The organism is Clostridium polyendosporum (assembly GCF_018332455.1).
GTDB classification, from domain to species: Bacteria; Bacillota; Clostridia; order Clostridiales; family Clostridiaceae; genus Clostridium_AY; species Clostridium_AY polyendosporum.
This window is the reverse complement of the sequence record NZ_BOPZ01000017.1, coordinates 28,943-42,834: the sequence shown is the minus strand read 5'-3', so window position 1 is coordinate 42,834 and position 13,892 is coordinate 28,943. Positions and strand designations below refer to the sequence as shown.

The window sequence follows — 13,892 nt, the reverse complement described above, 5'->3', positions numbered from 1 at the left end:
TATATTTAAATTAAAAAATATTTTGTATAGTTGGAGTTTGAAGCGATTGTATTGACTTATTTGAATATTTTATTACATGAATGCTTGCTAAAGCTTCAGATTTATTCTTGTATTTAGTATATTGAGAAAGTCTTAAGATTTCATTAGTTAGGATATCTAAATCTTGGTGATTCATATAAACAGAGATATATTCAAAGCTCTCTTCTATTTGATCCTTAAGTTCTACTGCGAGTTCATAGCTTTTATTCCAATTGTCATCTTTTATTAGGTCCTCAAGAGTCTCGCATTTCTCGGAAATACTTCCGCAGATGGTTAAAAGAGTGTTGTGAGAGCGGAATATAAATCCAAAAAGTATCAAAAAAATTAAAAGAGAAATAATAGTATTTTTCATAGATTTTCATCTCCAAAATCCTGTAAAGATTTTTTAGTTTGATAGAAGAATTTACCGTTAGAATCTAGCATAGCTATAAGTAAATCTTCTTGATTTTTAATGTGGTGTTCCTTAAGCTGGGAAAAAAACCATTCCTCATTCTTATTAAGTGTTATAAGTGCTTTCTTATTTACTTTTCCATTATGTAAAAGTACTATTGGTAAGGTTTCTTCTTTTACTTTAACTCCTAAATCTTCTTTAGTAACAGGGGATACTTTTTTCTTTGGTATAATAGATATTTGTCCGTTATTTTCTAGAATTGCATATTGAATTTCATCAATATTAAAGTATCCATTTAATCTAAGCTCTTCCATTAAATCATCTATGTTTACCCTTTGGGTATTTAATGCTGAAAAATTAATTCTTCCTTCTTTAATTAAAATTGATGGTGTACCATCAATAATCTTTCTTGCTATGGTGCTTTTAAGTTGGATTTCTGAAAGTATAGTTTTAACCATTAATAAAGTTATGATTGGTATAATGCCTAATATTAAAGGAAGCCTTGTATCTTGCATAGGAAGAGCAGCTAAATCTGAAATCATTATAGTTATTACAAATTCATATGGTTGAAGTTGACCTATTTGTCTTTTTCCCATGAGTCTTATAACAAGCACTACAAGGAAGTAAAGAATTATTGTTCTTATCAGTACAATAAACATTTAACCACCTCTCTTTAAATATAGTTTGTAAGGTTGGTTCAAATTATTCAGAGGTTATAATTTTTTTAAAGAGTAAATTGTATAATAATAGTAGACTTAAATAAGTTAGTGTATTTAACGGTTGTGGAATTTTTTATGGATAGTTATGTGTAGATTGTTAAGGGGATGATGTTATGACAAGATTAAAGATCACTTTAAGCATTGGAAAAATTGTAGAAGTTGAAAGAGGTGTAGAGTTTTATACTCTAATTAAGAACAATTATGAGGATGAAAAATTACCTGTAATTTTAGGAAAGCTCAATAATAAACTATTTGAGCTTACAGCACCTATTGAGGAGGAAGGGTATTTTGATGTGGTTAGAATTGATGACAAAATAGCTAATAGAGCCTATGCAAAAACTCTTCAATTTGTACTTATCAAAGCTGTATTTGATTTATTTCCTAATTCCAAAATAACTATAGAGCATTCCTTAAGTAAAGGTATTTTTGGAGAAATTCATAAAGAAAAGGCGTTAGATACAGAAGATGTATTAAAAATAAAGGAAAGAATGAATGAAATAATAAAAAAAGATATTCCAATAAAGAAGATCTCTATAAAAAGAGAAACTGCTATTAATATTTTCGGCTCTTATGGGATGTTAGATAAGGTAAAATTATTAAAATATGTAAAGAATGATGAGATAAAACTTTATGAACTTGATGGTAGGTATGATTATTTTTATGGATCTTTAGCTTACTCAACAGGTGTTTTAAAGTACTTTGACTTAATGTATCATGAACCAGGGTTACTTTTGAGGTTTCCAGAAGAAACTAACCCAACAGAATTACCTGCTTTTATTGAACAGAAAAAACTTGAGAAAATATTCAATGAGACTGAGCAGTGGCTTAATATTTTAGATGTAGCTGATGTAGGTTCTTTAAATGATAAAGTAGAAAGCGAGGAACTTAACGACTTAATTATGGTATCAGAAGCTCTGCATGAAAAGAAAATAGCCTACATTGCAGATATGATACATGATAGAAAAGAGGTTAAAATAGTTTTAATAGCGGGACCCTCTTCTTCAGGGAAGACTACCTTTTCAAAAAGATTAGCTATTCAACTTAGGGTAAATGGATTAATACCTATTTCTATTTCTCTCGATGATTACTTTATAAATAGAGATTGTACACCACTGGATGAGGATGGGAATCCTGATTTTGAATCTATACATGCACTGGATTTGGAGCTTTTTAATAAACATTTAAATCTCTTATTAGAAGGGCATAAGGTAGAACTTCCAAGTTATAATTTTATAACTGGTAACAGAGAGTGGATAGGACATGAGATAAATCTTCCTCAAAATGGAATTTTACTCATTGAAGGAATTCATGGACTTAATGATATGCTTACATCTTCTATACCGGATCATAATAAGTTTAAAGTATATATTAGTGCTTTAACACAACTTAATATAGATAATCATAATAGAATAGCAACAACTGATGTTAGAAAAGTGAGACGAATAGTAAGAGACTATCTTTCAAGAGGATATGGAGGAGAAGTAACTCTTTTAATGTGGCCAGCAATTAAAAGAGGAGAAGAAAAAAATATTTTTATCTATCAAGAGCAGGCTGATGTTATGTTTAACTCAGTTTTAGTATATGAACTTTCTGTTTTGAAAAAATATGTCATAGAGGAGCTTTTAAAGATACAATCTGATAGTCCTGTTTATTATGAATCATTACGACTTATTTCATTTTTGAAGTTTTTTAAAGAAATAGAAAGTAATAGGGTTCCTGAAAACTCAATTTTAAGAGAATTTATAGGTGGCAGTTGTTTTTATAAATATTAATATTTATAGTTTATGAATTAACATATAAAATTTGAGAGAAAATTAATGTTAAGTTGTTTATCTATAATGTTAAAAATTAATTATCAATATTATAGATATGAAAAATAATTTTATCGTTAAAATTTTCGCGGTAATAATCATAAAAAGATGTTATAATAAAGTATTATTAAGAGAAAAGTGAGTAACATTTTATATAAAGGATGAAGGAAAACATATGAAAAAATATGGAGTATTTGATGTGATTGGACCTATAATGATTGGACCCTCTAGTTCCCATACTGCAGGTGCAGCAAGATTAGGGAAAGTAGCGAGGGCTATAGCTGGGGAAGATATAAAAGAAGTAAAATTTTTTTTACATGGCTCTTTTGCAAAAACTTACAAGGGACACGGTACTGATAGAGCTTTAGTTGCTGGTATACTTGGTATGGAACCAAGTGATCTAAGGTTAAGAAATTCACTTGAAATTGCAAATAATTTAGGAATTAAATATGAGTTTAAAGAAGCTGATTTAGGAGAAAGACATCCCAATACAGTGAAGTTCCTTATTAATAGTGGAGCTGACAATGAATGTGAGATAATTGGATCTTCTATTGGCGGCGGAAGTATTTTAATAACAGAGGTAAATAATCAAGAAGTTTATTTCACTGGTGAATATCCAACAGTAATAATATCTCATAGAGATATTCCTGGGGTTATATCTAAAGTAACAGCAATACTTTATGATAATAATATTAATATTGCATTTATGAGCGTTTTTAGAACTCAAAAGGGTAAGGAAGCAACAATGGTTTTTGGGGTAGATAGTGCTATTATTGAAGAGATAGTTGAAACTATAAAAAAAATAGAAGCTATTTCAAAGGTTACGACTATAAATCCAGTAAAGGAAGGGATATAACATGATAGCAAGAAATGGTGAAGAATTACTTAAGTTGTGTAGTGAAAAGAACTGGAAATTAAGTGATTATGCTATCAACCTTGAAATAGAGTATAATGAATGCTCACAACAAGATGTTATTGAAAAAATGAGAAGACACTTAAATGTTATGAAGAATTCTGCTACAGAAGCATGTGAAGAAAAAGTGTATTCTGTGAGTGGATTAATAGGTGGAGATGGATATAAGCTTAATAACTATTTAAACCAAGGTAATTCACTAACTGGTGAGGTTATGGTGAAGGCTATGGCGAGAGCACTTTCATGTGCTGAAGTTAATGCATCTATGGGAAAAATAGTGGCTTGTCCTACAGCGGGTTCTTGTGGTATCTTACCAGCAGTTATACTTACAGCAGGAGAAAAATTAGGTCTAGAAGACGATGACCTTATACTTGGGTTATTAGCTGCTTCATCAGTAGGTATGATGATTTCTCAAAATGCAACAGTATCTGGAGCTGAAGGTGGGTGTCAGGCAGAATGTGGGTCTGCTGCAGCTATGGGAGCAGCTGCTGTAGTGGAAATGATGGGGGGCACTCCCGAGATGAGCCTTGATGCAGCGGCAATTGTAATTAAAAATATATTGGGACTTGTTTGTGATCCTATTGCTGGGCTTGTAGAAGTTCCTTGCGCAAAGAGAAACTTTGCAGGAGCTGTCAGTGCTCTTACAACAGTAGATATAGTTATGGCAGGGATAAATTCTAAAATTCCTTTTGATGATACTGTAGAAGCTATGTTTAAAGTTGGAAAGAGCCTTCCTAGTGAATTAAGAGAAACTGCAATGGGCGGACTTGCAGTCACAAAAACAGGATTAAAGCTAAGAGATAAAGTTTTTAATAATAATTCTGAAGTTTAAGAGAATAGTATTCATACTAAAGATAAACAACTTCAACCTTTAACAAGTTTTAAGGGAAAGTCTCCGAAATTAATAATTTTCCTAAAATCCTTAAGTTAATATGAATGTGTATATCATTAATTATAAATTGAGTTATGAAATTGTTTAGCTATATTTATTGATAAATTTTCATTAATATGTTAAAGTTTTTTTATAAAATTAAAAATGTGCTAGGGGAGTTGGTATTTGCCAGCTGAGATTGAGAACGGTATTCTCTGACTCTTAACACCTGATCTGGTTAGACCCAGCGTAGGGAAGCATTAATAGAACGAATGTATTAGTGTAGCCTAGGCTACACTTTTTATTTACTATCAATACATAAGGAGGTATAGATTATGTTTCATGCACTAACTATTGCAGGATCAGACAGTTGTGGCGGAGCTGGAATTCAAGCAGACCTTAAGGCGTTTTCTGCTAATGGGGTTTATGGCATGAGTGTAATAACAGCAATAACAGCACAAAATACTCAAGGGGTTTTTGGAATTCAGGATGTAAATCCTGAAATGATATCTAAACAAATTGAAGTTATTTTTGAGGATATTGAAGTTCATGCTGTAAAAATAGGGATGGTTTCTAAAGTTGAATCAATAAAAGCAATTTCAGCAGCCTTAAGGAAGGTAAAAGAACTTCCACCAGTAGTATTGGATCCAGTTATGATTTCCAAAAGCGGTTTTAAACTTTTATCTGAGGATGCAAAGGAAGCTCTTATAGAGGAGCTTTTTCCGTTGACAACATTGATAACTCCTAACCTACCAGAAGCAGAAGAGATTTTAGGGAGAGAAATAACCTCTTTAAAGGAGATGGAGAAAGCAGCTAAAGAATTGAAGAAGTTTGGCTCAAAGTACGTATTGGTGAAGGGCGGCCACTTAAAAGATACCTCTACCGATCTTTTATATGATGGACAAGTGGTTTTAGTTTATGAGGGAGAGAAAATTAAAAATAACCATACCCATGGCACCGGATGTACTCTCTCTTCAACTATCGCAGCAAACCTTGCAAAAGGAATGCCTATAGCACAAGCTATTAAAGAAGCAAAAAATTATATAACGATTGCTATTGAGCATGGTTTTAAACTAGGTAAGGGAGTAGGGCCAACAAATCATTTTTATGAGCTTTATAAAAATGCTGGCATTTTATCAGAGAAGTAAGATTAAATATTATACTAAAAAGTTAATTTTATAATTTATTATTGCAGGCTTTGAGTCTGCTTTTTTTTACTCTTTAGACCAGTTATAAAATTCAAGAATTGTGGATAAGCTGTCATTTCACGAAGTGAAATCTCACTCAAGCTGTAGATACACAACTTCAAGCCATAGTTAGCTGTAAATTGGTTATTAATTTATGCATTTATATAGCAAAGAATTTCGTTAAAAAGTATAATATGGACAAAGATAATTTTATTTATAAGTTTAGATTATTTAGGCAATATTTTTAATAATGATGTCTCGTATCTAGAAACTTACATTTACTAAATAGTGATGTAAAATAAAAGTGAATATGTATCAAACCTATTCACTTTTAGAGAGATTTCACAAAGTGAAATCGCAGCAAATAAGAATTAATTCATTAAGATAAGTGACTTAAAAACTTAACCAATTCAGGAAAAATAAAAGTTAATAGGTATGGAATTTACTAATTTTTAGCTAGATTTCATTTTGTGAAATAATAGCAAATAGCCCTAACATGCAGTACTTTTTTCTGAATTATAAATTAAGTTATGAAGTTGTTTATCTATATAAACTTTCTATGTAAGGAGAGTATATATGGAAAGAGCACTTAAGGTGTTAAAAAGATATTTTGGATATAGCAGCTTTAGAGAAGGCCAATACGTAATAATTGAAAACATATTAAAGGGAAGAGATGTGTTTGGTGTACTGCCAACAGGAGGTGGTAAGTCTATTTGTTATCAAGTTCCAGCAGTGCTTATGCAGGGTGTAACAATAGTAATATCTCCTTTAATTTCTCTTATGAAGGATCAAGTAGATAGTATAAATTCTATAGGTATTCCTGCAGCGTACATAAATAGTACTCTGAAAATGGATGCAATAAGAGAAATTATAGATGGTGGAGTTATAGGAAGATATAAGCTTATTTATATCGCGCCAGAGAGACTTGAATCAGAATACTGTGTAAGGCTTCTAAAAACTTTAGATATTGCACAAGTTGCAATAGATGAAGCACACTGTGTATCTCAATGGGGACATGATTTTAGACCTAGCTATAGATTTATTTTTTCCTTTGTGGAATCCTTAAAAAGAAGGCCAGTGGTTACTGCCTTTACAGCTACAGCTACTCAACAGGTAAGGGGTGATTCAGTAGCTCTTTTAGGACTCACTAATCCTTTTACTTATTTAGGTGGCTTTAATAGAGATAATCTTTTAATAAATATACATAAAGAAGTAGATAAACTGGAGTTTATAAAGGATTTCTTAAGAGACAATCCTGAACAATCAGGTATTATATACTGTGCTACAAGAAAGGAAGTAGATAGCTTATATGAATATCTGAGAGAAAGGGGATTTAGTATAGGGAAGTATCATGGAGGTCTTAGGGATCAGGAAAAAGAGAAGTTTCAGGATGATTTTCTTTTTGAAAGATTCTATGTTATGGTTGCTACTAATGCTTTTGGTATGGGCATAGATAAATCTAATGTAAGATTTATTATACATTTTTCTATTCCAAAGAATTTAGAAAGCTATTATCAGGAAATAGGAAGAGGCGGAAGGGACGGAGAAAACTGCTGGTGTCATCTCCTTTATTCAAGAGAAGACATACCAAGGCAGGAGTATATAATAAATACCTCATCATCTATTAGTAGGAGAGAAATAGAGATAAGAAAGCTTCAAGCTATAGTAGATTTCTGTGAAACAAAGCGGTGTTATAGAAATTTTATACTAAGTTATTTTGGAGATAATGATGCTAGGGATTATTGCAATAATTGTAGTAATTGTTTAAGTAATGACGAGCTTAGAGATATAACCATAGAAGCTCAGAAAATTTTATCCTGTGTATATAGAACTAGAGAACGATTTGGTATATCAGTTTTAATAGATATTTTAAGAGGTTATTCTGGTGCAAAAATTATAGAAAATAAGCTTAATGAGCTTTCTACTTATGGAATTATGAAGGATTATAGTTCAAGGTTTATAAAAGATATAATAAGTTCTATGATTGAGGAAGGATATGTGAACTTAAAGCAAGGGACATATTCTATGCTTAAACTCAATGAAAAATCTATTAAGATACTTAAGGGAAAGGAAAAGGCAATTTTAAGATTAAAAAATAGTGCAATAGAGGTAGTAGAAGATGAGATTCTATTTAAAAAATTGAGAATCTTAAGAAAGAATATGGCAGAAAAAGATGGGGTAAAGCCGTATATTATTTTTTCTGATGCTTCCCTTATAGAAATTGCAAATTTTAAGCCTAGAAGCAGAGAAGAACTTTTATCAATAAGAGGAGTTGGAGAGAAAAAACTTCAAAGATATGGCGAATTTATATTAAACTTAATTAACGATCATGTAACTAGATAAGGTTTAAGAGGTAATTTCTTTATTTATTATTATTTTATAAAATAAAATTTAGCTGAAATTGAATAGGCATTGAGCTTATTCAATTTTATTTTTTGTTATTTTATTAGGTGAAATGTGGTTAAAGTTGAGCAGGTTCGATGCCTGGTCAACTTTATTTTTGTGAAAAAATTAGGTATTTGTTATTGGAAATAAAAAAAAACGTTATTTTTAATAGATATTCATTCTTTTATTTGTCATAGATTGAGTATCTTGTTGAATATATTTTTACAAAAGGAGGGAGGATGTATGAATTTTAAACAATTTATTGAGAGTGATAGAGAAAGGCATAATAAAGAAAAGTTTGAAGGGACGTTTATAGAATATCTTGAAATAATAAAGAATAATCCAGACATCGCAAAACTATCTCATAAAAGAATTTATGAAATGATAGTAAGTAAGGGTAGTGAATCATTAAAACCAGAGGAAAATCCAAGAATTAAAAAAATCTACGGAAATGACATTATAAAGAGGTATAACTTCTTTAGGAATGACTTCTTTGGAATTGATAAGGTGTTAATGAAGCTTGTTAATTATTTCTATTCTGCTTCGATGAAGGGAGAAGAAGCAAGACAGGTTCTTTATTTAGTTGGACCTGTAGGAGCTGGAAAATCATCACTAGTAGAAACATTAAAGAAAGCTTTAGAAGAATCTGATCCAATATATACTATAAAAGGATGTCCAATGCATGAAGAACCTCTACATCTTATTCCAAAGCATTTAAGAAAACAGTTTGAAGATATGCTCGGAGTGCAGATCGAAGGTGATCTTTGCCCAGTATGTCGTTACAGGCTAATGAATGAATTTGAGGGAAGATATGAGGATTTTCCTGTAGAGACAAAAAATTTCTCTATAAGATCAAGAAAAGGAATAGGTGTTGTTCCACCAGTTGACCCAAATAATCAGGATACTTCTATTTTAACTGGTTCAATAGATATTTCTAAAATGGATATGTATCCAGAAGATGATCCGAGAATATTCTCACTAAATGGAGCCTTTAACGTAGGTAACAGAGGTTTAGTTGAGTTTATAGAAGTATTTAAGAATGATGTTGAATACCTTCATACAATAATTACCGCTACACAAGAAAAATCTATACCATCTCCAGGTAAGGGGTCAATGATTTATTTTGATGGACTTATAATTGCACACTCCAATGAAGCAGAGTGGCATAAGTTCAAGTCAGATCATACGAATGAAGCTATACTAGACAGAATTGTTAAGATTGAAGTTCCGTACTGCTTAGAGTTAAATGAAGAAAAGAAGATATATGAAAAGATATTAAGAAAGAGTAATTTCAAAGCCCATATAGCTCCACATACTATAGAAGTAGCTGCAATGCTAGCTATACTTTCAAGACTTTCTCCTTCATCAAAGGTTGATCCAATGACAAAACTTAAGATTTATAACGGAGAAGATATTGTGGAGAAGGGAAGTACTAAGAAGATCGACATGATGGAATTAAGAGAAGAAGCAGGTCCAACTGAAGGTATGAAGGGTATATCTACTAGATTTATTGTAAAAGCCATAGATAATGCTCTTTCCAACTCAGATTTCCACTGCATAAATGCTCTAAGTATAATGGAAAGTATGATCAAGTCCGTAAAGGATTTAGACATCTCTCAAGAAGATAAGAAAAAGTATCTTGGTTTTATTCAGGATACTATCAGAAAGGAATATAATAAAATCCTTGAAAAGGAAATTACCAAGGCATTTATTCATTCTTTCAGAGAGCAAGCTGAAAGCTTATTTAACAACTATCTAGATAATGCAGAGGCTTATGTTAATAAGGCTAAGCTTAAAGATACTTCTACTGGAGAAGAGCTTAATCCTGATGAAAGCTTTATGAGAAGTATTGAAGAGCAGATAGGAATTTCTGAAAGTTCATCTAAAGGGTTTAGATCAGATGTTACATCCTATATGTTCTATGTAGTTAGAAATGGTGGAAAGATAGATTATACTTCCTATGAACCACTAAAGGAAGCTATAGAAAAGAAGCTAACTGCTTCTGTCAAAGACTTATCAAGAATTATAACTAAATCAAGAGTTAGAGATAAGGAGCAGGATGAAAAATATAGCGTCATGGTAGAGGAAATGAAGAAAAATGGGTATTGTTCTCACTGTTGCGACGTTATATTAAAATATGCTGCAAACAACTTGTGGAAGGACTGATAACTATGGCTATTTTTAGAGATCATGGTGAAAATCCTCTTGAGCATGATAGATCTATTGAGGACAGAAGAAGACATAGGCAGCTTGTAGAAAAATCAATAAAAGAAAATCTTGGAGATATATTATCAGAGGAAAGTATTATAGGAGAAAGTAAAAATAAAAAGTTTAAGATTCCAATAAGAGGAATAAAGGAATATCAATTTATATATGGAAAAAATAATAAGGGAGTAGCATCTGGTGCTGGAGGAGAAAAAAGAGGCGATAAGCTCGGCAGTGCTGGAGAGCAAAGTGGATCAGGCACAGGTTCTGCAGGTAATCAAGAAGGTGAAGATGTATATGAAACTGAAATCACTCTTGAAGAACTTCTTGATTACATTGTAGAAGATCTTGATCTTCCGAACCTTGATAGAAAGAAGTACTCGGAAATCATTGTAGAAAGTAGTGGAAGAAAAAGGGGATATCAAAGATATGGTATAAATCCAAGGCTTGCTAAAAAAAGAACAGTTATGTCTAAGATTGCAAGAAAGCAAGGGAAGAGAAGGGCCTTGAAAGAACTTGGTTCTAATACAGTTCTTGAAAGATTCCCATTCAGAGAAGAAGATTTAAGATATTATAAAGTTAAGATGAAGCCTAAAAAAGAAAGTAATGCTGTTATGATATTTATAATGGACGTTTCAGGTTCTATGGACAACTCAAAGAAATTTCTTGCTCGGTCATTCTTCTTTGTACTTTCAAGATTTATAAAAAGAAAATATAATAATATAGCTTTTGAGTTTATATCCCATACTACTACGGCAAAAATTGTAAGTGAGTATGAGTTCTTTCATAAGGCTGAGTCTGGGGGAACGTATATCTCTTCTGGACTTTACAAGACCTTGGAACTTATAAAAACAAAATATCCTCCAAGTGTATGGAACATTTATCCGTTTTATGCTTCTGATGGAGATAACTGGAGTGAAGATAATGAAAGAGCAATAAAGGCAGTTAATGAGCTCTGTGATATAAGTAATCTTCTTGGTTATGCAGAACTTCTTCCTTCTACTTATTCAACCACTATGTATGTTAGATTCTTAAAGGAAATAAAGAAAAAGAATTTTGCTTCTGTAATTGTTAAAGAAAAGAAGGACCTATGGCATGCTCTTAAGTTAATGCTGTCAAAGGAACTAGAGGAGGAAGCATGATGGATTATACCGTTAGGGAGTTAGAAAAGTGGAATGATAGGATAGAAGAGGTAGTTAATTCAGTAGGGCTTGATTATTACCCACAAGAGTTTGAAGTTATAGGATACAATGAGATGTTGGGTTATGAAGCCTATGTGGGAATGCCTTCTAGGTATCCTCACTGGAGTTTTGGTAAATCCTATGAGAAAAGTAAAACACTATATTCACTAAATCTTACAGGATTGCCTTATGAAATGGTTATAAATTCCAACCCCTGCCTTGGTTACCTCATGAAGGACAATACCCTCTTACTCCAGATATTAACTATGGCTCATGTTTATGGACATAATGATTTCTTTAAAAATAATAGACTTTTTAAGTGCGGTACAGATGCTAATCAAACTCTTGAGACGTTTAAGCTTAATGCAGATACTATAAGAAGATGCATTAATGATCCAAGCATTGGATATGAGAGAGTTGAAAGAATTTTAGATGCAGCACATGCAATAAGATTCCAGATTTCTAGAGTAATAGGGGAAAAGAAAATTTCTCAAGCAGAACAACAAAAAAGGTTAATTCAAGATTATTCAAAAAAATTAGATGACCGAGGAATATTAGATGAAAATGTAGTGATAGAACCGCCTGATATTTCTAAAATTCCTTTAAGCCCAGAAGATGATGTGATTCAATTTATAATTGATTATGGAAAGCTTCAAGATTGGGAAAAGACAATACTGAAAATTGTAAGGAAAGAAACCCTCTATTTCATTCCTCAGATTGAAACAAAGATAATGAATGAAGGATGGGCTAGCTACTGGCATTACAATATATTAAAGAAGCTAGACTTACCACAAGAGCTTCATATAGAGTTCTTAAAGCGACATAATGATGTAGTTGCTCCAGTTTTAGGAGGATTAAATCCTTATTATATTGGCTTTAAGCTTTTAGAAGATATTGAAAAAAGGTATGGTAGAGAAAAGATTTTTGAAGTTAGAGCTATTGAAAGAGATAATTCATTCTTGAGAAGATACTTAACTGAAGAACTCTGTGCGGAACTTAACCTGTTCCAATATGGCAAAAAGGGATTTGACTATGTTGTTGATGAGGTATCTGATGAGGGTGGATGGAAGAAGATAAGAGATACTTTAGCTTCTAGCTGTGGAATGGGAAGTATACCATATATAAGAGTTGTAGATATGAATACAAAAGACTACACATTAACCTTAGAACATGTATTTGACGGAAGGGAACTGGACATGATTTATGCTAAGGAAACTTTAAAGCATATGTATGAACTTTGGGGCTATAAGGTAGTATTATTAACAAAGAATAAAGAAGGTTCAGAATTAAGTATAATATGTGATGATGGAAAGAAGATATCAACAAAGTAAAAAAGACGGCGATGGTCGTCTTTTTTTTACTCTTTATAGGAAATTATAAGATTCAAGAATTGCGGATAACTTGAAATGTAATTTAGGACGTCCAGTTTAATTACAACACCTAAAGAGTAAAAAATAAAATATAGTTCGCCTGCTAATTTTTCCTCACATGTGTTCGGAAAAGCGGATGCGTAAAAAAATCGACAGCTCCATAGTCGCCTTGGCAATTTTTTTATTAAAAATTAAGAGTAAGTAAACATCGTAACAAAATTTAGATGGTATGAATACTATAATGTTGAGAGTAATCTTGGGAGACTAAAATGAATATAAAAGGTAGTAAAACAGAGAAAAATCTATTAAAAACCTTTGCTGGTGAATCTAGAGCAAGAAATAAATATAATTTTTATGGGGAAAAGGCAAGAGAACAAGGTTATCAATGGATAGCGTATATTTTTGATGAAACTGCTAGCAATGAATATGCTCATGCTAGAGAGGTTTTTCGTAGATACTTATGTATGACTAAATCTACTGCTGATAATTTAATGGATGCAGTTATGGGAGAAACAGAAGAAGCAAAGAAACTATATAAGGAATTTGAAGATACAGCAAAGGATGAAGGCTTCGATGAAATTGCAGATTTTTATAAGGAACTAAGAGAAGTTGAAGAAAGTCACAGTGAGAGATTTAAAGCAATTTATGAGAAGGTTGAAGCGGGAACAGTTTTTAAGAGTGATAAGGAAAGTATGTGGAGATGTATGAACTGCGGATATATTCATGAAGGATTTGAAGCTCCTGAATATTGTCCATTATGCAAATTCCCAAGGGCATATTTTGAACCTTATTGTGAATGTGAAGTAGAGTAAGGAGGAGG

Annotated in this window: 11 protein-coding genes and 1 riboswitch; of the genes, 9 read left to right on the top strand and 2 right to left on the bottom strand. The window is 31.8% G+C overall.

Annotation, left to right across the window (positions count from 1 at the left end; all coding sequences use genetic code 11):
* Positions 1–10: 10 nt before the first annotated feature.
* Positions 11–391 carry a DUF4363 family protein gene (locus CPJCM30710_RS10510; protein WP_212904128.1) on the bottom strand — a complete coding sequence of 127 codons (381 nt, stop codon included), beginning with the start codon at positions 389–391 and terminating at the stop codon, positions 11–13.
* Positions 388–1,089: a DUF421 domain-containing protein gene (locus CPJCM30710_RS10505; RefSeq protein WP_212904127.1), complete on the bottom strand. Its 702-nt coding sequence runs from the start codon at positions 1,087–1,089 to the stop codon at positions 388–390. The genes CPJCM30710_RS10510 and CPJCM30710_RS10505 overlap by 4 nt, the downstream gene beginning before the upstream one ends.
* A 173-nt stretch (positions 1,090–1,262) precedes the next feature.
* Here CPJCM30710_RS10505 and CPJCM30710_RS10500 point away from each other — a divergent pair, with 173 nt between their 5' ends.
* From CPJCM30710_RS10500 to CPJCM30710_RS10460, 9 genes are all read left to right on the top strand, one after another.
* Positions 1,263–2,921, top strand: a complete 1,659-nt coding sequence (locus tag CPJCM30710_RS10500; RefSeq protein ID WP_212904126.1) for a nucleoside kinase — start codon at positions 1,263–1,265, stop codon at positions 2,919–2,921.
* Positions 2,922–3,135: 214 nt separating this feature from the next.
* Positions 3,136–3,816, top strand: coding sequence for an L-serine ammonia-lyase, iron-sulfur-dependent subunit beta (sdaAB, locus tag CPJCM30710_RS10495; RefSeq protein WP_212904125.1), 681 nt, complete (start codon positions 3,136–3,138; stop codon positions 3,814–3,816).
* 1 nt (position 3,817) lies between these two features.
* Positions 3,818–4,705 (top strand): L-serine ammonia-lyase, iron-sulfur-dependent, subunit alpha, encoded by an 888-nt coding sequence (gene sdaAA / locus CPJCM30710_RS10490; protein ID WP_212904124.1) that lies wholly within the window; start codon positions 3,818–3,820, stop codon positions 4,703–4,705.
* A gap of 201 nt (positions 4,706–4,906) precedes the next feature.
* Positions 4,907–5,017: riboswitch (TPP riboswitch) on the top strand.
* A 62-nt stretch (positions 5,018–5,079) separates the two neighbouring features.
* The gene (gene thiD, locus CPJCM30710_RS10485; RefSeq protein ID WP_212904123.1) at positions 5,080–5,892 is read left to right on the top strand and encodes a bifunctional hydroxymethylpyrimidine kinase/phosphomethylpyrimidine kinase; all 813 of its coding nucleotides are present in this window, start codon (positions 5,080–5,082) and stop codon (positions 5,890–5,892) included.
* Positions 5,893–6,507: 615 nt separating this feature from the next.
* Entirely contained in the window at positions 6,508–8,274 is a 1,767-nt protein-coding gene (recQ, locus tag CPJCM30710_RS10480) for a DNA helicase RecQ (protein WP_212904122.1), read from the top strand.
* A gap of 285 nt (positions 8,275–8,559) precedes the next feature.
* On the top strand, positions 8,560–10,482 hold the full coding sequence (locus tag CPJCM30710_RS10475) for a PrkA family serine protein kinase (protein ID WP_212904121.1): 1,923 nt from the start codon (positions 8,560–8,562) through the stop codon (positions 10,480–10,482).
* 5 nt (positions 10,483–10,487) lie between these two features.
* Positions 10,488–11,663: a sporulation protein YhbH gene (gene yhbH / locus CPJCM30710_RS10470; RefSeq protein ID WP_212904120.1), complete on the top strand. Its 1,176-nt coding sequence runs from the start codon at positions 10,488–10,490 to the stop codon at positions 11,661–11,663.
* Entirely contained in the window at positions 11,663–13,033 is a 1,371-nt protein-coding gene (locus CPJCM30710_RS10465; RefSeq protein ID WP_212904119.1) for a SpoVR family protein, read from the top strand. The genes yhbH and CPJCM30710_RS10465 overlap by 1 nt, the downstream gene beginning before the upstream one ends.
* A 308-nt stretch (positions 13,034–13,341) precedes the next feature.
* A complete protein-coding gene (locus CPJCM30710_RS10460) occupies positions 13,342–13,884 on the top strand; it encodes a rubrerythrin family protein (RefSeq protein WP_212904118.1) in 543 nt (180 codons plus the stop codon).
* The last annotated feature ends 8 nt before the right edge of the window (positions 13,885–13,892 follow it).

Coding starts and splice junctions, on each gene's coding strand:
- sdaAB (WP_212904125.1), top strand. CDS start 3,136: ATGAAAAAATATGGAGTATTTGATGTGATTGGACCTATAATGATTGGA.
- CPJCM30710_RS10465 (WP_212904119.1), top strand. CDS start 11,663: ATGGATTATACCGTTAGGGAGTTAGAAAAGTGGAATGATAGGATAGAA.
- sdaAA (WP_212904124.1), top strand. CDS start 3,818: ATGATAGCAAGAAATGGTGAAGAATTACTTAAGTTGTGTAGTGAAAAG.
- CPJCM30710_RS10505 (WP_212904127.1), bottom strand. CDS start 1,089: ATGTTTATTGTACTGATAAGAACAATAATTCTTTACTTCCTTGTAGTG.
- thiD (WP_212904123.1), top strand. CDS start 5,080: ATGTTTCATGCACTAACTATTGCAGGATCAGACAGTTGTGGCGGAGCT.
- yhbH (WP_212904120.1), top strand. CDS start 10,488: ATGGCTATTTTTAGAGATCATGGTGAAAATCCTCTTGAGCATGATAGA.
- CPJCM30710_RS10500 (WP_212904126.1), top strand. CDS start 1,263: ATGACAAGATTAAAGATCACTTTAAGCATTGGAAAAATTGTAGAAGTT.
- recQ (WP_212904122.1), top strand. CDS start 6,508: ATGGAAAGAGCACTTAAGGTGTTAAAAAGATATTTTGGATATAGCAGC.
- CPJCM30710_RS10475 (WP_212904121.1), top strand. CDS start 8,560: ATGAATTTTAAACAATTTATTGAGAGTGATAGAGAAAGGCATAATAAA.
- CPJCM30710_RS10460 (WP_212904118.1), top strand. CDS start 13,342: ATGAATATAAAAGGTAGTAAAACAGAGAAAAATCTATTAAAAACCTTT.
- CPJCM30710_RS10510 (WP_212904128.1), bottom strand. CDS start 391: ATGAAAAATACTATTATTTCTCTTTTAATTTTTTTGATACTTTTTGGA.